The sequence below is a fragment of the Stenotrophomonas sp. SAM-B genome (assembly GCF_013387485.1).
GTDB lineage: Bacteria > Pseudomonadota > Gammaproteobacteria > Xanthomonadales > Xanthomonadaceae > Stenotrophomonas > Stenotrophomonas maltophilia_AA.
In genome coordinates, this window is record NZ_JABBXB010000001.1 from 748948 (window position 1) to 765676 (window position 16729).

Annotated in this window: 18 protein-coding genes and 1 pseudogene; 14 read left to right on the forward strand and 5 right to left on the reverse strand. The window is 67.2% G+C overall.

Annotated elements, in window-relative coordinates; translation table 11 throughout:
• Window positions 1–38: 38 nt before the first annotated feature.
• The 4 genes from exbB (at window position 39) to HH110_RS03205 (ending at window position 2896) form a co-directional block, all read left to right on the forward strand.
• Window positions 39–770: a tonB-system energizer ExbB gene (gene exbB, locus HH110_RS03190; protein ID WP_176988286.1), complete on the forward strand. Its 732-nt coding sequence runs from the start codon at window positions 39–41 to the stop codon at window positions 768–770.
• 9 nt (window positions 771–779) lie between these two features.
• Window positions 780–1205 carry a TonB system transport protein ExbD gene (gene exbD, locus HH110_RS03195; RefSeq protein ID WP_176988287.1) on the forward strand — a complete coding sequence of 142 codons (426 nt, stop codon included), beginning with the start codon at window positions 780–782 and terminating at the stop codon, window positions 1203–1205.
• A complete protein-coding gene (locus HH110_RS03200; protein WP_176988288.1) occupies window positions 1202–1930 on the forward strand; it encodes an energy transducer TonB in 729 nt (242 codons plus the stop codon). Before exbD ends, HH110_RS03200 begins: the two co-directional genes overlap by 4 nt.
• A gap of 156 nt (window positions 1931–2086) precedes the next feature.
• Window positions 2087–2896: a DUF5694 domain-containing protein gene (locus tag HH110_RS03205; protein ID WP_176988289.1), complete on the forward strand. Its 810-nt coding sequence runs from the start codon at window positions 2087–2089 to the stop codon at window positions 2894–2896.
• Window positions 2897–2958: 62 nt separating this feature from the next.
• Here the strand turns inward: HH110_RS03205 and HH110_RS03210 are convergent, their stop codons facing one another.
• Complete coding sequence (locus HH110_RS03210) at window positions 2959–4986, reverse strand: sodium-translocating pyrophosphatase (RefSeq protein WP_176988290.1); 2028 nt, start codon at window positions 4984–4986, stop codon at window positions 2959–2961.
• A gap of 362 nt (window positions 4987–5348) precedes the next feature.
• Between HH110_RS03210 and HH110_RS03215 the strand changes: the two genes are divergently transcribed.
• Window positions 5349–5852 (forward strand): hypothetical protein, encoded by a 504-nt coding sequence (locus HH110_RS03215; protein WP_176988291.1) that lies wholly within the window; start codon window positions 5349–5351, stop codon window positions 5850–5852.
• Between the two features lie 234 nt (window positions 5853–6086).
• Here HH110_RS03215 and HH110_RS03220 read toward each other — a convergent pair whose 3' ends face one another.
• Window positions 6087–7343 (reverse strand): 6-phosphofructokinase, encoded by a 1257-nt coding sequence (locus HH110_RS03220; RefSeq protein WP_176988292.1) that lies wholly within the window; start codon window positions 7341–7343, stop codon window positions 6087–6089.
• A gap of 141 nt (window positions 7344–7484) precedes the next feature.
• On the opposite strand from HH110_RS03220, the gene HH110_RS03225 reads away from it, so the two are divergent.
• The 3 genes from HH110_RS03225 (at window position 7485) to HH110_RS03235 (ending at window position 10338) form a co-directional block, all read left to right on the forward strand.
• Window positions 7485–8048: an adenylate kinase gene (locus HH110_RS03225; protein ID WP_176988293.1), complete on the forward strand. Its 564-nt coding sequence runs from the start codon at window positions 7485–7487 to the stop codon at window positions 8046–8048.
• Between the two features lie 334 nt (window positions 8049–8382).
• A complete protein-coding gene (gene mpl / locus HH110_RS03230) occupies window positions 8383–9747 on the forward strand; it encodes a UDP-N-acetylmuramate:L-alanyl-gamma-D-glutamyl-meso-diaminopimelate ligase (RefSeq protein WP_176988294.1) in 1365 nt (454 codons plus the stop codon).
• 12 nt (window positions 9748–9759) lie between these two features.
• A complete protein-coding gene (locus HH110_RS03235; protein WP_176988295.1) occupies window positions 9760–10338 on the forward strand; it encodes an LON peptidase substrate-binding domain-containing protein in 579 nt (192 codons plus the stop codon).
• A gap of 51 nt (window positions 10339–10389) precedes the next feature.
• On the opposite strand, the gene HH110_RS03240 is transcribed toward HH110_RS03235, so the two are convergent.
• On the reverse strand, window positions 10390–12393 hold the full coding sequence (locus tag HH110_RS03240; RefSeq protein WP_176988296.1) for a bifunctional DedA family/phosphatase PAP2 family protein: 2004 nt from the start codon (window positions 12391–12393) through the stop codon (window positions 10390–10392).
• A gap of 102 nt (window positions 12394–12495) precedes the next feature.
• Here HH110_RS03240 and HH110_RS03245 point away from each other — a divergent pair, with 102 nt between their 5' ends.
• The 5 genes and pseudogenes from HH110_RS03245 to HH110_RS03265 all read left to right on the forward strand — a co-directional run bounded on the left by HH110_RS03245 (window position 12496) and on the right by HH110_RS03265 (window position 14988).
• A complete protein-coding gene (locus HH110_RS03245) occupies window positions 12496–13158 on the forward strand; it encodes a serine/threonine protein kinase (RefSeq protein WP_176988297.1) in 663 nt (220 codons plus the stop codon).
• Window positions 13155–13508: pseudogene (locus HH110_RS03250) on the forward strand (DUF2867 domain-containing protein); the annotation flags it as partial. The gene HH110_RS03245 and the pseudogene HH110_RS03250, both read left to right, overlap by 4 nt.
• 12 nt (window positions 13509–13520) lie before the next feature.
• A complete protein-coding gene (locus tag HH110_RS03255) occupies window positions 13521–14006 on the forward strand; it encodes an Imm26 family immunity protein (protein WP_176988299.1) in 486 nt (161 codons plus the stop codon).
• Between the two features lie 83 nt (window positions 14007–14089).
• A complete protein-coding gene (locus tag HH110_RS03260) occupies window positions 14090–14593 on the forward strand; it encodes a hypothetical protein (RefSeq protein ID WP_176988300.1) in 504 nt (167 codons plus the stop codon).
• A gap of 32 nt (window positions 14594–14625) precedes the next feature.
• The gene (locus tag HH110_RS03265) at window positions 14626–14988 is read left to right on the forward strand and encodes a DUF4288 domain-containing protein (RefSeq protein WP_176988301.1); all 363 of its coding nucleotides are present in this window, start codon (window positions 14626–14628) and stop codon (window positions 14986–14988) included.
• Window positions 14989–15020: 32 nt separating this feature from the next.
• Here HH110_RS03265 and HH110_RS19350 read toward each other — a convergent pair whose 3' ends face one another.
• A complete protein-coding gene (locus HH110_RS19350) occupies window positions 15021–15536 on the reverse strand; it encodes a hypothetical protein (RefSeq protein ID WP_241696376.1) in 516 nt (171 codons plus the stop codon).
• 33 nt (window positions 15537–15569) lie between these two features.
• Entirely contained in the window at window positions 15570–15764 is a 195-nt protein-coding gene (locus HH110_RS19355) for a hypothetical protein (RefSeq protein WP_241696377.1), read from the reverse strand.
• Window positions 15765–15848: 84 nt separating this feature from the next.
• Between HH110_RS19355 and HH110_RS03275 the strand changes: the two genes are divergently transcribed.
• Entirely contained in the window at window positions 15849–16691 is an 843-nt protein-coding gene (locus HH110_RS03275; protein WP_176988302.1) for an NAD(P)-dependent oxidoreductase, read from the forward strand.
• Window positions 16692–16729 lie beyond the last annotated feature (38 nt).

Here is a 16729-nt window from a genome sequence, read left to right on the forward strand (position 1 = left end):
GCCCCGCGCCGCGACGCCCCTGACAGACGACCCTGCTGATGACCTTGCCGATCGATGTTCCTGCCGCCGTGGCGGCATTGCCGCATGACCTGACCCCCTGGGGCATGTACCAGGCCGCCGATGGCGTGGTGCAGACCGTGATGATCGGGCTGGCACTCGCCTCGATCGCCACCTGGACGGTGCTGGTCGCCAAGACCTGGGAGCTGGGCCGGCAGCGCACGCGACTGCGCCAGGCCCGCGCGCTGCTGCTGCAGTCGGCGCACCTGCCGGCGCCCCGGACGCATGCGCTGCTCGACGAGGGCGCGGCCCACGCGCTGATCGACGCGGCCCGCACCGAGCTGCGCCTGTCGCAGGACGCGCACGATCCGGTCGGCATCAAGGAGCGCGTCGCCTCGCGGCTGGAACGCATCGAACTGGCGCACGCGCGGCAGTTGCGCACCGGGGTCGGCCTGCTCGCCAGCATCGGCGCGATCGCGCCGTTCGTCGGCCTGTTCGGCACGGTGTGGGGGATCATGAACAGTTTCATCGGCATCGCCCACGCCAACACCACCAACCTGGCCGTGGTCGCCCCGGGCATCGCCGAGGCGCTGCTCGCGACCGCCCTGGGCCTGGTCGCGGCGATTCCCGCCGTGGTGATCTACAACCACTTCACCCGCGTGCTGGGCGGCATCCGCGGCCTGCTGGGCGATCTGTCCGCCGGGGTGCAGCAACTGGTGTCGCGCGATCTGGACCGGCGCGGCAACGCCCCTGCCGTGCGCGACGCGCGCTGAGGAGCGGCCATGGCCATCAAGACCGCCCGCCACGACGACGACGCGCTGGAAGAAAGCCACGAGATCAACGTCACCCCCTTCATCGATGTGATGCTGGTGCTGCTGATCATCTTCATGGTCGCCGCGCCGCTGGCCACGGTGGATACGCCGGTGGACCTGCCGGCCAGTACCGCAAAGCCGCAGCCGCGCGATGGGGAACCGGTGTTCCTCTCGGTGCGGGCCGATCTGTCGCTGAGCATCAATGACGTGCCGGTCGGCACGGACGGGCTGAACGCCACGCTGGAACGGCTGACCGCCGGTGATCACGAGCAGCGCATCTACCTGCGCGCCGACCAGGCCGTGCCCTATGGCGAGCTGATGCAGACCATGAACGCGCTGCGCGCCGCCGGGTATCGCCGGATCGCACTGGTTGGCGTCGAGCAGCGCAGCGAATGAGCCGCGACACCCCTGCATCGCTGCGTTGGGCGGGCAGCCTGGCCCTGGTGCTGGCCGCGCATGCGCTGCTGATCGGCGGCGCGGTGTGGTGGCAGCAGCGCGCGCCGGTGCTGGTCAGTGATATGCCGGTGGAAGCGGTGATGGTGGAGCTGGCGCCGGTCCCGGAGGCGCCGACCGCGCCACCGAAGGAGATGCCGCCCGGGCCGTTGCAGCAGGAGCAGCATCGGCCCGAGCCCACGCCGGTGCCCAAGGTCGATCTCCCGCCGGACGACACGCCGGACGCGCAGGACGTCCTGCGTCGCGAGACACCCCGCGAAGAAGAACCGACCGACCAGCGCAACGTGGAGCAGACGCTGGCACCGCCGGATGTGCCGGCGCGCCCGTCCGAGCGCTACGCCGCCACGCAGACCATTGCCGGCCGCCAGGGCCCTGCGGCCGTCACCTGGCAGGGCCTGCTGCTGGGCCATCTGGAACAGTACCGCCGCTACCCGCGCCAGGCCGAGCGCCTGCGCCAGCAGGGCGTGGCCTATGTGCGCTTCTCGGTGGACCGGCAGGGCAACGCCTCCAACATCCGGCTGGGACAGAGCAGCGGCCATGCGCTGCTGGATGAGGAGACCCTGGCCACGGTGCGCCGCGGCAGCCCGTTGCCACCGCCGCCCGCGGAGATCACCGGCGATCCGGTGGAGGTGATGGTGCCGGTGACGTTCTTCCTCCGGCGTCGTTGAGGCGTGTGTCACGTCGGCAATGACTTTCGACCCGCGTGCAAATGGTGACTGCGTTGCAACACTCGAGCAACACCGGTACGCCCTGATCAATAGCATGGAGCACGTCGTATGGCCTGGAGGCACACCGTCTTATCCCTCTTCGTAGCTGCCGCATTCATGAGCGGCGTGGCTCACGCGCAAAGCACTGACGGCCGTCCGATTGCCGACTACCTGCTGATCGGTAGTTATCACATGAGCAATCCTGGCCGTGATCTGCAGAACATGACGGCCGACGACGTGTTGGGCGAAAAGCGTCAACAGGAAATAGCCGAGGTCACCCGGCTGTTGGAACGCTATCGACCAACCAAGATCATGGTCGAGGTCGACTCAGCTCGCCAAGCTACGCTCCAGGACAACTTTGCCGCTTCCTGTGCCGGCGAACGCGCGCTGTCGCGCAGTGAATCCGAACAGCTGGGCTTTCGTATCGCCTGCGCGCGGGACTTGGACAAGGTGTATGCCGTGGACTGGAACGGGCAGGGGCCGATCACCGACAAGGCGCGCATCGACTACACCGCCGCAGCCGACACGTACGGCCAGCAGGAAGAGTACGCTGCCTTCAAGGCAATGTTGAAGGCGCAGGTAGACAAGGATCAACGCCTGCTCGACAACGGAACCGTGGCGGAGGCGCTGCGCCACTTCAATGGCGCGCCTTGGCTGAATTGGAACGCCACCACGTATTACCGTCTTGGCCTGCTGGGCACGCCGGAAGATCCGGCCGGTGCCAACTGGGTGCAGTCGTGGTACGGGCGCAATCTTATGATCTTCAATGCAATCGCGCGTGCTACCAACCCCGGTGATCGCGTGTTGGTGATCTATGGAGCGGGACATGGCAACTTGCTTCGCCAATTGGCGGAGGATTCGGGCCTTTACCGTGTCCACGATCCTGCCCGGTGGCTGTCGGACACGGGGCTGGCTGCATCGCCCTGACTGGAACGGCACGCACGCACCACACGGACGCGCTGGCATGAGGCCAGCGCGTCCGTCATTCCTCAGAGCAGCGGCACCAGCAGCAGGGCCACGATGTTGATGATCTTGATCAGCGGATTGATCGCCGGACCGGCGGTGTCCTTGTAAGGATCGCCGACGGTATCGCCGGTCACCGCGGCCTTGTGCGCCTCGCTGCCCTTGCCGCCGAAGTGGCCATCCTCGATGTACTTCTTGGCGTTGTCCCACGCGCCGCCGCCGGTGGTCATCGAGATCGCCACGAACAGGCCGGTGACGATGGTGCCGATCAGCAGGCCGCCGAGCGCACGCGGCCCGAGCAGCAGGCCGACCACCACCGGTACCGCGACCGGCAACAACGACGGGATGATCATTTCCCGGATCGCCGAGCGGGTCAGCAGGTCCACCGCGCGGTCGTACTGCGGCTTGCCGGTGCCGTCCATGATCCCGGGAATCTCGCGGAACTGGCGACGTACTTCCTCCACCACCGCCCCCGCCGCGCGACCCACCGCTTCCATCGCCATCGCGCCGAACAGATAGGGAATCAGGCCGCCGATCAGCAGGCCGATGATCACCTCATGGTTGGACAGGTCGAAGGCGAAGACCTCGCCGGGATTGGCGGCCTGCAGGTTGTGCGTGTAATCGGCGAACAGCACCAGCGCGGCCAGGGCGGCCGAGCCGATCGCATAGCCCTTGGTCACCGCCTTGGTGGTGTTGCCGACCGCATCCAGCGGATCGGTGATGTCGCGGATTTCCGGCGGCAGTTCGGCCATCTCGGCGATGCCACCGGCGTTGTCGGTGATCGGGCCGTAGGCATCCAGCGCCACGATCATGCCGGCCATCGAGAGCATCGCGGTCGCGGCGATGGCGATGCCGTACAGGCCACCGAAATAGTGCGCCAGCCAGATCGCCACGCACACCGCGATCACCGGCAGGGCAGTGGACTTCATCGAGACACCGAGGCCGGCGATGATGTTGGTGCCGTGCCCGGTGGTGGAGGCCTGCGCCACGTGCTGCACCGGCTTGTACTGGGTGCCGGTGTAGTACTCGGTGATCCACACGATCAGCCCGGTCAGCACCAGCCCGATCAAGGCGCAGAAATACAGGTTCAGCGCACCATGCGCGTTGTCCGGCATCAACTGCGTGGTGATCGGGTAGAACGCGATCGCCGCCAGCACGCCGGACACGATCACGCCCTTGTACAGCGCGCCCATGATCGAGCCGCCGGGCTTCACCTTGACGAACAGCGCGCCGACGATCGAGGCGATGATCGACACGCCTCCCAGCACCAGCGGATACAGCACCGCGTTGGCACCGGCCTCGGCGATCATCAGGTTGCCAAGCAGCATCGTCGCGATCACCGTGACCGCATAGGTTTCGAACAGGTCGGCGGCCATGCCGGCGCAGTCGCCGACGTTGTCGCCCACGTTGTCGGCGATCACCGCCGGGTTGCGCGGATCATCTTCGGGAATGCCGGCCTCGACCTTGCCCACCAGGTCCGCGCCGACGTCGGCGCCCTTGGTGAAGATGCCGCCGCCCAGTCGCGCGAAGATGGAAATCAGCGATGAGCCGAACGCCAGCCCGACCAGCGCATGCAGCGTCTGCGCCACATCCAGGCCCAGCTTCAGCAGCAGCGCGTAATACCCGGCCACGCCCAGCAGGCCGAGGCCGACCACCAGCATGCCGGTGATCGCACCGCCGCGGAAGGCGACGTCCATGGCCGCGCTCAGGCCGTTGCGGGCGGCTTCGGCCGTGCGCACGTTGGCACGCACGGACACGTTCATGCCGATGTAGCCGGCCGCGCCGGAGAGCACGGCCCCGATCGCGAAGCCGATCGCGGTGTACCAGCTGAGGAAGAAGCCGACCAGCACGAACAGCACGGCACCGGCGATGGCGATGGTCAGGTATTGACGGTTGAGATAGGCGCGCGCGCCTTCCTGGATGGCGGCGGCGATTTCCTGCATGCGGGCATTGCCAGCCGGTTGCCGGAGGATCCAGCGTGCCGACACGATGCCGTAGAGAATCGCGAGAATGGCGCAGAACAGCGCCAGAGAAAGCCCGTAACGTTCCAGCATGTCCCCTCCCGGGTGATGGAATGACATCCAGTGAACGGATGAACTTCTCCACGCGGGGGCACAACGGGCTGCAACCATGAACCAACCCGTTCAGACCGTGCCCGGTCTTCAAGCGTGTGGCGGTGTTCAGCAATCCCTGGTGACCCGAGTATGCGGGCAAATCCTCGATGCATGCCAGCAAGGATTGCAAACCGCGTGCGCGTGCCCGGATCGCCAACGACGGAGGTAGTGCCGGCCGCTGGCATCGGTAGTGGCGGCCGCTGGCCGGCAACCAAGCAGATCCGGACGAAGAGCCGCCTTTGCCACGCCGTTCAGCCACCCACTGGCAGCCTCGGCCCATCCCCAGCCGTTGGAGCCCTGCCATGTCCCCCCGTCATCTGTTGTGGCTGGCCCTGTTGCCCGCCGTGTCCTCTTTCGCCGCCGAGACCCCCGAACTGCAGCGCGCTGCGGGCACCCCGCAGGCGGTGGGCGCGGCCCACACCCTGCGCCAGATTCCCGAAGCCTGCGCGCGGCTGGAAGGCGTGTTCACCGGCGAAGCGGCCCAGCCATACAAATTCGCCGTGGTGCGCACCAGCGAGCAGTGCCAGCCGCGTGCCCGTTTCGTCGACTACGACAAGGCGCAGCCCAGCGAAGCCAAGGGCTGGAAACTCAACGATGTGATCCGCGTGCCGAATGCGTCGTGCCCGGCGCAGCAGGCCGTCGTCCGTGTGTGGCGCATGCCGGTCACCACCAAGCCCGAGCTGGATGGCCAGGGCCAGTCGCGCATCTATCTGGAAGACGCCAAGAAGCAGGCTGCGGCCGGCAAGATCGCCCAGGTGCCGATGTTCGCCGCGCAGATGATGGTCGAAGGCAAGGCCTGCAACTGACTTGACCACACACCGGTAGTGCCGGCCGCTGGCCGGCTCCACGCGGACCGTCAGATTCCTGATGAAACCGGCCACTGGCCGGCTCCACGGAGTCGTGGCGGACACCGCGATGCCGGCCAGCGGCCGGCACTACCCGAGCGCCGGACAGCCCCAAGGTGCCGGCCAGCGGCCGGCAGTACCCGAGCGCCGGACAGCCCCAAGGTACCGGCCAGCGGCCGGCACCACCGGGCTCGTTCATGCCTCGAAAGCAGGCAGCTTCTTCTTGACCGCCACGTTCTTCAGCGTCACGTACTTCGGCAGTCCATCGGGGCCGTACGGCAACGGCGCTTCCCCCTTGATCAGCGGAGCAAGGTAGGCGCGGGCCTTCTCGGTGATGCCGAAGCCATCGCGCCGGATGAAGCCGGCCGGCATCTTCTTCTCGTGATTGGCCACCTTGTGCAGCGGCGCGGCCTCGATCTTCCAGCGATACGGTGTATCGCTGGTGCGCACGATCACCGGCATCACCGCGTTCTGGCCTTTCAGCGCGAACTGCACCGCGGCCTTGCCGACCGCCTGCGCCTGCTCCCAGTCGGTCTTCGAGGCGATGTGCCGCGCCGAGCGCTGCAGGTAATCGGGCAGGGTCCAGTGGACCTTGTAGCCCAGCGCATCCTTGACCCGCGCCGCCAGCTGCGAAGCGACGCCGCCCAGCTGGGTATGCCCGAACGAATCGGTGCCGCCGCCCGCATCGGCGACGAAGCGCCCATCGGCGGTCTGGATGCCTTCGGAAGCCACCACCACGCAATAGCCCACGCGCTCGACCACCTGCTTCACCTTGGCCAGGAACGCGGCCTCGTCATAGGCGCGCTCGGGCAGCAGGATGATGTGCGGGGCGTCGTCGACGCCCTGGCCGGCCAGGCCCGCGGCGGCGGCGAGCCAGCCGGCGTGGCGGCCCATGGCCTCGTAGACGAACACCTTGGTCGAGGTCTCGGCCATCGCGGCCACGTCGAGCGCAGCTTCGCGCACGGAGACCGCGGTGTATTTGGCCGCCGAGCCGAAGCCCGGGCAGGTGTCGGTCACGGCCAGATCGTTGTCGATCGTCTTGGGCACGCCGATGCAGGTCAGGTCGTAGTCGAAGGCCTTGGCCAGCTGGGAGACCTTCCAGGCGGTATCGGCCGAATCGTTGCCGCCGTTGTAGAGGAACCAGCGCACGTCATGGGCGCGCAGCACCTCGAGCAGGCGCTCGTACTTGCCGCGGTCGGCCTCCAGCGACTTGAGCTTGTAGCGGCACGAGCCGAACGCACCGCCCGGGGTGTGGGCGAGGGCGGCGATGGCGGCGGCGGTCTCCCGGGAGGTGTCGATCAGGTCTTCGCGGAGCGCACCGAGGATGCCGTTGCGCGCGGCCAAGACCTTGATTCCTTTGGCCCTGGCCGTGCTGATGACCGCCGAGGCGGTGGCATTGATGACGGCGGTGACGCCGCCTGACTGGGCGTAGAGCAGGGTACCGTTGGGCATGGTGCGACCTTGGTCTGGGGGAAGGACATTGCAGAGACATTACCGGTATGGGGTAAAGTGCGCGTATTGCGGTGCAGCGTGATTGTGGACAATCCCGGGGCGCGCGCCCTTCCATTTTCTTACCAAGTTGGAGTCAGGTTGATGCGATTGGTTCTGTTGGGACCGCCCGGTTCGGGCAAGGGGACACAGGCGACGCGCCTGAAGGAACACCTGTCGATTGCGCACATTTCCACCGGCGACCTGCTGCGTGCCGAAGTGGCCGCCGGCACCGAGCTGGGCAAGCAGGCCAAGGCCGTGATGGATGCCGGTAACCTGGTGTCCGATGACATCCTGCTGGGCATGCTCGAGTCGCGCCTGGGCCAGGACGACGTGGCCAAGGGCTTCATCCTCGACGGTTACCCGCGCAACGTGGCCCAGGCCAACGCGCTGGACGCCCTGCTGGCCAAGATCGGCCAGCCGCTGGATGCCGTCGTGCAGCTGGACGTGCCGACCGAACTGCTGGTCGAGCGCATCGCCGGCCGCGCCGCCGAACAGGGCCGCGCCGATGACAACCCCGAATCCGTGCGCCAGCGCCTGCAGGTCTACAACGACCAGACCGCGCCGGTGGTGGATTTCTATGCCGGCCGCGGCACGCTCGCACGCGTGGATGGCGTGGGCGAACTGAACGATGTGGAAGCGCGCATCCGCGCCGCGATCCAGGCCTGAGCCGGTCGGTGCCGCTGCGGCGGCACCGTACCCGCGCCGGGTGTGCAGGATCCCTGAAACACACACGCCCGGCCCCCGAAGGGACCAGGCGCGTGGTTTGAAGGTGCCAGCGAGCGGGCTTGCTCAGAGCCCCGCAGCATGAGCCCCCCTGGGGATGGCCTCTTGGGGAGTAGGACCAATGGGGTACTGCGGCTGGCCACGCGAATTGTGTCCGTCTTCACAGTACGGCGCTATCGGGAATTCCCCGACACCCTGCTGGATTTTTCTGATAGTCGACTAGGAGTTGTCTGACGGCGATCTCCATCGACGCTGGTGATCGGCGACAATCGTACGCATGAGCACGATCCATATTCTTGGCATTGCAGGCACTTTCATGGGCGGCGTCGCCGCGCTGGCACGCGAGAAGGGCCATACGGTCCGCGGCAGCGACCAGGCGATCTATCCGCCGATGTCCACCCAGCTCGAACGCCTGGGCATCGCGCTGGATCCCGGCTACCGCGCCGACAGCGTGGCGCCCGACTGCGACGAGGTGGTGATCGGCAATGCCCTGTCGCGTGGCAATCCCGCCGTGGAAGCGGTGCTGGACACCGGTCAGCGCTACATCTCCGGCGCCCAGTGGCTGTCCGAGCAGGTGCTGCCGGGCCGCGACACGCTGGCCGTGGCCGGCACCCACGGCAAGACCACCACCACCACCATCCTGACCTGGCTGCTGCACAGCGCCGGGCGCGAACCGGGCTTTCTGATCGGCGGAGTGGCCGAGGATTTCGGCGTGTCCGCGCGCGTGGGCAGCGGCCGCGAGTTCGTGGTCGAGGCCGACGAGTACGACACCGCGTTCTTCGACAAGCGCAGCAAGTTCGTGCACTACCGGCCGCTGGTGGCGATCCTCAACAATCTCGAATACGACCACGCCGACATCTTCCCGGACGTGGCCGCGATCCAGCGCCAGTTCCACCACCTGATCCGTACCGTGCCCGCGCGCGGGCGCCTGATCGTCAATGGCGAAGATGCCTATCTCGCCGAGGTGCTGGCGATGGGCTGCTGGACCCCGGTGGAGCGCTTCGGATTCGATCCGTCGCTGGAATGGCACGCCGAACTGGTGGAAGCCGATGGCAGCGTGTTCGTCGTGCACCATCGCGGCGCACGGGTCGGTGAAGTGCGCTGGTCGCTGCTCGGCCGCCACAACGTCCTCAACGGCCTGGCCGCCCTGGCCGCCGCGCATGCGGTCGGCGTCGAGCTGGCCACGGTGATCCCGGCGCTGGCCGCGTTCCGCAGCGTCAAGCGCCGGTTGGAAGTGATCGGCCAGGCGCGCGATATCACCATCTACGACGATTTCGCGCACCACCCGACTGCGATACGCACCACGCTGGACGGCCTGCGTGCCAAGGTCGGCGATGCCCGCATCGTGGTGGCGATGGAGCCGCGCAGCAATTCAATGCGGCTGGGCGCACACGCGCAGGCCCTGGCGCCGTCGCTGGACGGGGCCGACGCGGTGGTGTTCCTGCATCGCCCCGAGCTGGCCTGGGATGCCGCCGCCGTGATCGCCGCCGTGCGGGGTGAGGCGCATGCGGTGGCGGACACCGATGCGCTGCTGGCCCAGCTGGGCGCGATCGCCGCGCCGGGCGACCATGTGGTGTTCATGTCCAACGGCGGGTTCGACGGCGCCCCGCGTCGTTTCCTGGCGCAGCTTCAGCAGCCCTGAGTGCCGCTGGCCATGACCGAGACCGCTTCGCTGCCCCTGTTCCCGCTGCACACCGTGCTGCTGCCCGGTGCGGCGCTGGGCCTGCGGGTGTTCGAGCGCCGCTATCTGGACATGCTGCGCGAATGCAGCCGGGCGGGCACCGCGTTCGGTGTCTGCCTGATCCTGGACGGCGAGGAGGTCGGTGCGCCGGCCTTGCCCGCCGCCTACGGGGTCGAGGCGCGCATCGAGGATTTCGACGTGGGTGCCGATGGCGTGCTGGTGCTGCGCCTGCGCGGCCAGCGCCGCTTCCATGTCGAACGGACCCGGGTGCGCGACAACGGCCTGATCATCGCCGAGGTGACCTGGTGCGCGCCCGACAGCGACGACGAGCTGCAGCCCGAGCACGCGCTGATGGCGACCGTGCTCGAGCACATCATCGAGCAGGCGGGCGCCGCGTTCGCCCCGGTCAGCCCGGCGCAGATGGAGCAGGCCAGCTGGGTCGGCTGGCGCCTGGCCGAACTGCTGCCGCTCCAGGATGCTCAGCGCCTGCAACTGCTGCAGCGCGATGATCCGCACCAGCGCCTGCAGGCGCTGCTGGACTGGATGCCGTAACGCGCGGCGTGGCTCCGCTCCACGATCGGCCGGGGATGCCCCGGCGCTGCCTCATTCCGCCGGGGGCATGCGCACGCGCAGTACCGGCATCTCCGTGTCCGGATGGGTATCGACCTGCTGCGGCAGGCCCTCCAAGGCCTGGCGGACCGCATTGAGCGACGGGTCGATGCCGCGCATCGGCCGCCACATCCCGATCAGCTTGAAGTGCTGCTGGTAATGCAGCGTCTGCGCACTGCCCAGCCACAGCGGTTCGTTGTCCGGCGCCGCCAGACGTGCCGGTGCCGGCCACAGGCGCAGCGCGAAGATCTCGTTGGGCGCATTGCCCGCGCGCAGCATCAGCAGCGACTCGACCTGCGTGTCCAGGGTGGCCGGCAGTACCGGCACGGTGTCCTTGTCGCCGGACTTGTCGAGCATCAACAGCGCCTGCTCCCAACCGGCCTGCGGCTGCACGCGCCAGCCCTGGCTTTCCAGCCGACGCTGCAGCGGCGCCAACGGACCGGCCACCTGCACATCCAGCGGCCAGCGCTGATCGTCATCGAACTCATTGCGGCGCGAGGGCAGGTTCTGCCATTCGGTTGTCCACCAGGCCTGTGCATCGAGCGGCGCCGGGGTCGGCTGGGCCGGCTCGAAACGCGCCAGCTTGACCGGGATGTTGCGCGGGGCATACCAGAGCGCGGCGATGGCGAAGGTGCCGTAGAACAGCCATGCCACCGGCTTGACCCAGAACGAGCGGTTGAAGCGCCGACGGTACGCGATGCCCAGCACCAGCAGCCAGAACAGACCGAACAGCATGCCGCCGATCACATCGCTCAGCCAATGCGCGCCGAGGTAGATGCGCGCGAAGCCGATCAGGCTGACGATGATGCCCGAGAGCAGGTAAGGCCAGACGCGCGTGCGGCCCGGCAGCTCGCGCGCGATCAGCACGGCGAAGAAGCCGAAGGTGATCGTGGCCATCGTCACCGAGACCGACGGGAAGCCGAAGCCGCTGCTCGCATCCGGCGGGCGGACCACGTCCACCGTCGCGCCGAGCAGCTTGCACAGTGCAAGGCCGAAGGCGAGCGCGGCCAGCCAGTGGGCCGCCGCCATCCAGCGCCGGCGCCAGACCAGGTAGCCCATGCCGGCGACGGTGGCTGGCAGCAGGACCTGCCACGCGCCCAGCGAGGCCAGGGCGGCCATCGGGTAATCGGCCAGCGGATTGCGCAGCGCCAGCATCGCGTGGTGCACGGCCAGGTCGACCATCAGCGGCTCGCCGTGGGCGACCACCGCCATCAACAACGCGAACCAGCCCCAGCCGAGCAGCAGCAGCATCACCGCCAGCATCGCCAACGGCACCGACTCCCGCCGCTGCGGGTCGAACACCGCCACCGAATAGCGGCCCAGGGTCGGGTGCCGCTGCGACCAGGCCAGCAGGCTGGCGAGCCAGCTGTCCATGCGCGAGGCCGACCAGCGGTAGCCGTACAGGACGATCGCCCAGACCAGGCCCATGATCACGCCGAGCAGGGCCAGCACCATCACCAGCCGGCCGGCGACCGCAGCCACTGCGTCATAGGCCTCGCCAAGCACCCAGCCGGGCGCGAGGAACAGCACTGCCCAGGACAGGCTGGCGATGCCGCTGGCCTGGATGTAGCGCGACAGCGGCATCTTCATCATGCCGGCGATGGCGGGCACGAACGGGCGGATCGCGCCGACATAGCGCGCGACCAGGATGCTCTTGAACGCATTGCGGCGGAACATCGTTTCGCCACGGTCGAGCAGCTGGGGGTATTTGCTGAAGGGCCAGAAACCCCGCAGGCGATCGCCCCAGCGCCGACCGATCCAGTAGCTGATGCCATCGCCGGCAAACGCGCCGAGGGCTGCGCAGGCCACCGCATACGGTCCGGAGATCTGGCCCAGGCCGATGAACACACCGACCGCGAACAGCAGCGGCAACGCGGGCACGATCGCGCCCAGCACGATGACCGCATCGCAGAACGCGATGAGGAAAATGACCGCACCGGCAAGCACGGGGTGAGCTGAGATCCACGCAAGCGTGGCATCGATCCATGACGAGTCCATCGGGGGATTATAGAGGGGGCAAAGTGACTGACTGCCCGCCAGGCGCCGGGAATATGCGGCATCTGCAGTGAATGAACGCGATCACCCGCCTAGAATGGCGGCATGACACGCCCCGCCGACGCCGCCCCGACCGCCCTCAAAGCCGACAGCTTCGGCCGCATCCTGCTGATGGAGCAGGACGGCCAGCGCTTCGTGCGCCGTGATCTGGAAGCCACCCCGTGGTGGCTGCGGCTGCCGGCATGGTGGCTGGCCCGGCGCGAGGCACGCGCGCTGGCGCATCTGGATGGCATGCCCGACACCCCGCGCCTGCTGGACTGGAACGGGCGCTGGCTGGACCGCAGCTTCATGGCCGGTGATGCCATGTACCAGCGTCCGCCGCAGGGCGACCTGGCGTACTTCCGTGCCGCCCGCCGATTGCTGCAGCAGGTGCACCGCCATGGCATCGCGCACAACGACCTGGCCAAGGAAGCCAACTGGCTGGTACGCGAAGACGGTTCGCCGGCGCTGATCGATTTCCAGCTGGCGGTGATCGGCAACCCGCGCTCGCGCTGGATGCGCTTGCTGGCCCGCGAAGACCTGCGCCATCTGCTCAAGCACAAGCGCATGTACTGCCGGCAGTACCTGACGCCGGTGGAGAAGCGGCTGCTCAAGCGCACCTCGTGGGTGCGCGATCTGTGGTTCCGCACCGGCAAGCCGGTCTACCGCTTCGTCACCCGGAAGATCCTGCACTGGGAAGACAACGAAGGGCAGGGGCCGAAGCCGTGACGGCAGCGCGGGTAGTGATCGCGCCGCCAAGCGCGGCCAGCGTGCTGTGCGCGCAGCTCCCCGGTGCCGACTTCGTGCATGCCTGCCAGGCCAGCACCCGCCGCAACGGCCGCAGCGTGCTGCAGGCCTACCGTGACATGGCCGCGACCATACCCGGCTGGTTCGATGGCCTGATGGCGCTGCGCAACCGCGGCATGTGCCTGCTCGGCATGAAGGACCTGGGTTCGTTGCGCGCCGTGCAGCAGGCCACCGCGCCGCAGCCGGGCCAGCGGCTGGGCATCTTCACCCTGCAGTCGCTGGATGAGGACGCCATCGTGCTGGAAGACAACGACCGCCATCTGCGCGTGCAGGAGGGGTAAGTGATGCCTATGCGTGCAAAGCAGAAGTGGGACATCGGAAGCGTTTTTCTGCTTCCGCTTGAGGATGGCGATTCGTGTGTTGGCCAGGTCATCGGGCGTGAGGCACACGTTCTGAATAGTGCCGTGATTGCTCTATTTGATTTCAAAGGAGATTGGGCCGGGATGGAGATCCCCTCTCTGGAAATGGGTGCATTGTTTTCGGCTGTTTTTGTAACCCGCGACCTACTGGGTTTGGGGCGTTGGAAGGTGGTCGATCGTCGTGATACTGGTGGCGTGGTCGAAGCTTCCCCATATGAGACGTTGCGCACGAGCGGATTCATCGGTGCCAAAGTTCGAGGCTCCGGTATTGTGGAAGAGTTTGTAAATGCCTTCTACGGTCTTGCGCCTTGGGATGATTGGTATGTGCCGGACTATCTTGATGCCTTTTTGATGTCGGCTAACAAGAAACCGTCTGATCGACTTGTGTACTCGGGAAGGCACTCGATGTAGCTCACGGTGGCATCGGATACACGATCTGTTTCGTAGCGTCGAGCCTGCTCGACTGCTTCTGGCATTGAATAGCAGGAGGCACCATGGAGGTTCATGTGAAATCAACGGATGTGGCTGCGATCCTGGCGATGTACAGGCGCCTGCTCGCCGATAGCCATGACGAGGCGCGTATCGCTGACTTCATGGTGTTCTGCTGGCAGACCCTTGATCAGGGGTATGTCGCAACCACGGATCTGCGCGGCGATCTGTTCGACACCTCCGCCGGGCAGCTCCGCGAACTTCTTCAGTCGGTCGAAAAAACCTGCAGGCCGTGGAGTGCGCCTGCCTTCTGGAAGCGCTACATCGAGTGGGCTGACTACGCGGCCATGTTCAGCATCGAAGATCAAAGGGAATTCGCTCGGCATGATCCGGGCTATATCGAGCCAGCGTTCTCAGTGTTCTCGTTCACCGGAGGGCAGCAGATGCGGGCAGAGGCGATGACAGTGCTCGCCGGTTGTGCGGCGTCCAGCACCATGCGGGCATCGTATGTGAGGTCCGTCGTCGAAAGCCGCCTTCGCGTTGAAGCATTTGCGGCCCGCTCGCGTTGATTTCAGCACCAGTCAATTGATCGGGGTGATCCATGTGGTACTGCGCGCACGCCATCTTCTACTACGAAAGCGAAGGCCAGGAGTCATTCCTGGTGCATGAGAACGTCTACCTCCTCAGAGCGGATAGCGAAGGGCAAGCTCTCGACAATGCGAAAGCGCTTGCTTCTGAGTACGAGGATCTGAGCGGCCTTCTGGTGGGTGATGACGGTAAGCCGTCCTTCTATCGATTCGCCGGAATCCGCAAGCTGATGTCAGTGGAGACTGACGAGCACACTGCTGAGGGACGCCTGCACTCCGGTGTGGAGGTAACGTACTCCGTCATGGCGGTGGATACGTTGGACCAGGTGCAGGGTCTTGCCCGCGGCGATGTCATCGACGTTCTGTACCAGGAATAGACCAAGACCGCCGGGCATGGCCCGGCGCTACCTCAAGGGCACGTTGCGGATCGGTAGCGCCGGGCCATGCCCGGAGGGCACGCAACGTTCCGGCACTGCGGCGCCGCCGGCACCACCTGCTGGCCGATGAAGTTGCGCTTGCCATCGAAGTCATAACCGATCTGCAACTGGCCGACATCCGGGCAGGCATGGCAGTCGCGCAGCGGCGTGCGGTACAGCAGGCGGATGCCGCCCCCATCAAGCGGTGCGGTACCTGCCGCCTGTGCGGGTGCGAACGGGGTGGCCTGCGGATGCGCGGCCAGTACGGCCTGAACGCCAGGATCGGCGCGCAGGGTGTCGTCCAGCTGCACCGCGTCCACATCGATGCGCTTGCCACCGGCATCCACCAGTCGCGTGCCTTCGTTGGTGTTGGCGCGGAACGGGTATTCCACCGTGGCCACGCCCAGGCCATCGTGTTCATGCCAGGCCGTCACGTAGGCCAGCTCGCCGCCGGTGGACAGCTGCTCGGCAGCGGCGACGGCATCGGCGCTGGCGCCGGCGGACTTCATCGTCTCAGCCAGGCATTCGCGCGTTGCGCTGTTCTACCCCTGGCGGCATGCGTTGAGGTCGCCATCCCAGACCACCGACTCGCTCCAGCGCAGTGAACCATCGGCCGCCTTGTCGGCGGCAGGCGCATCGCCCGTGGCGGGTTCGGTGCCGGGTTCAGGCGAACGGCCCTGGCAGGCGGTGAGCAGGGCCAGGCCCAAGGCAGGCAGCAGCAGGCGGGAACGGCGCATGGCGTGTACCTCGTGCGTGTTACCGGGGCGCCAGTATCGTCAACGCGCGGTGAACTCCACGTCGGCGCGGCATACTAGCGGTTCATGGCATACGCTGGAGTGTGGAACGTGGGCAGTCTGCAGGGCAAAACCCTTTTCATCACCGGTGCCTCGCGGGGCATCGGCCTGGCCATCGCACTGCGTGCGGCGCGCGACGGCGCCAACGTCGCGATCGCGGCCAAGTCCTCGGTGCCCAATCCCAAGCTGCCGGGCACCATCCACAGCGCGGCCGAGGCGGTGACTGCCGCGGGCGGGCAGGGGCTGGCGCTGAAGTGCGACATCCGCGAAGAGGACCAGGTGCGCGCGGCGGTGGCCGCCACGGTGGATACCTTTGGGGGCATCGACATCCTGGTCAACAACGCCAGCGCGATCTGGCTGCGCGGCACGCTGGATACGCCGATGAAGCGCTTCGACCTGATGCAGCAGGTCAACGCGCGCGGCAGCTTCCTGTGCGCGCAGGCCTGCGTGCCGCACCTGCTGCAGGCGCCCAATCCGCACATCCTCACCCTCGCGCCGCCGCCGAGCCTGGACCCGAAGTGGTGGGCCCCGCACACCGGCTACACGCTGGCGAAGATGGGCATGAGCTTCGTCACCCTCGGGCTGGCCGCCGAGTTCGGTCCGCAGGGCGTAGCAGTCAATGCGCTGTGGCCGCGCACCATCATCGCTACTGACGCGATCAACATGATTCCCGGCGTGGATCCGGCCGGGTGCCGCACCCCGCAGATCCTGGCCGATGCCGCGCACGCGGTGCTGACCCGGGAGGCCGCCGGTTTCAGTGGCCAGTTCCTGCTCGATGACGAGGTGCTGGCGCAGGCGGGCATCACCGATCTGAGCGGCTATGCCGTCGATCCATCGCAGCCGCTGCTGCCGGATCTGTTCCTGGATTGACCCGCGGCCGGGCCGCGCCGCCCGTGCGATGACAGATG

Coding starts and splice junctions, on each gene's coding strand:
- HH110_RS03235 (WP_176988295.1), top strand. CDS start 9,760: ATGACCGAGACCGCTTCGCTGCCCCTGTTCCCGCTGCACACCGTGCTG.
- HH110_RS03255 (WP_176988299.1), top strand. CDS start 13,521: ATGCCTATGCGTGCAAAGCAGAAGTGGGACATCGGAAGCGTTTTTCTG.
- HH110_RS03200 (WP_176988288.1), top strand. CDS start 1,202: ATGAGCCGCGACACCCCTGCATCGCTGCGTTGGGCGGGCAGCCTGGCC.
- exbB (WP_176988286.1), top strand. CDS start 39: ATGACCTTGCCGATCGATGTTCCTGCCGCCGTGGCGGCATTGCCGCAT.
- HH110_RS03225 (WP_176988293.1), top strand. CDS start 7,485: ATGCGATTGGTTCTGTTGGGACCGCCCGGTTCGGGCAAGGGGACACAG.
- HH110_RS03260 (WP_176988300.1), top strand. CDS start 14,090: ATGGAGGTTCATGTGAAATCAACGGATGTGGCTGCGATCCTGGCGATG.
- HH110_RS19355 (WP_241696377.1), bottom strand. CDS start 15,764: ATGCGCCGTTCCCGCCTGCTGCTGCCTGCCTTGGGCCTGGCCCTGCTC.
- HH110_RS03220 (WP_176988292.1), bottom strand. CDS start 7,343: ATGCCCAACGGTACCCTGCTCTACGCCCAGTCAGGCGGCGTCACCGCC.
- HH110_RS03265 (WP_176988301.1), top strand. CDS start 14,626: ATGTGGTACTGCGCGCACGCCATCTTCTACTACGAAAGCGAAGGCCAG.
- HH110_RS03275 (WP_176988302.1), top strand. CDS start 15,849: ATGGCATACGCTGGAGTGTGGAACGTGGGCAGTCTGCAGGGCAAAACC.
- exbD (WP_176988287.1), top strand. CDS start 780: ATGGCCATCAAGACCGCCCGCCACGACGACGACGCGCTGGAAGAAAGC.
- HH110_RS03240 (WP_176988296.1), bottom strand. CDS start 12,393: ATGGACTCGTCATGGATCGATGCCACGCTTGCGTGGATCTCAGCTCAC.
- HH110_RS03215 (WP_176988291.1), top strand. CDS start 5,349: ATGTCCCCCCGTCATCTGTTGTGGCTGGCCCTGTTGCCCGCCGTGTCC.
- mpl (WP_176988294.1), top strand. CDS start 8,383: ATGAGCACGATCCATATTCTTGGCATTGCAGGCACTTTCATGGGCGGC.
- HH110_RS03210 (WP_176988290.1), bottom strand. CDS start 4,986: ATGCTGGAACGTTACGGGCTTTCTCTGGCGCTGTTCTGCGCCATTCTC.
- HH110_RS03205 (WP_176988289.1), top strand. CDS start 2,087: ATGAGCGGCGTGGCTCACGCGCAAAGCACTGACGGCCGTCCGATTGCC.
- HH110_RS19350 (WP_241696376.1), bottom strand. CDS start 15,536: ATGAAGTCCGCCGGCGCCAGCGCCGATGCCGTCGCCGCTGCCGAGCAG.
- HH110_RS03245 (WP_176988297.1), top strand. CDS start 12,496: ATGACACGCCCCGCCGACGCCGCCCCGACCGCCCTCAAAGCCGACAGC.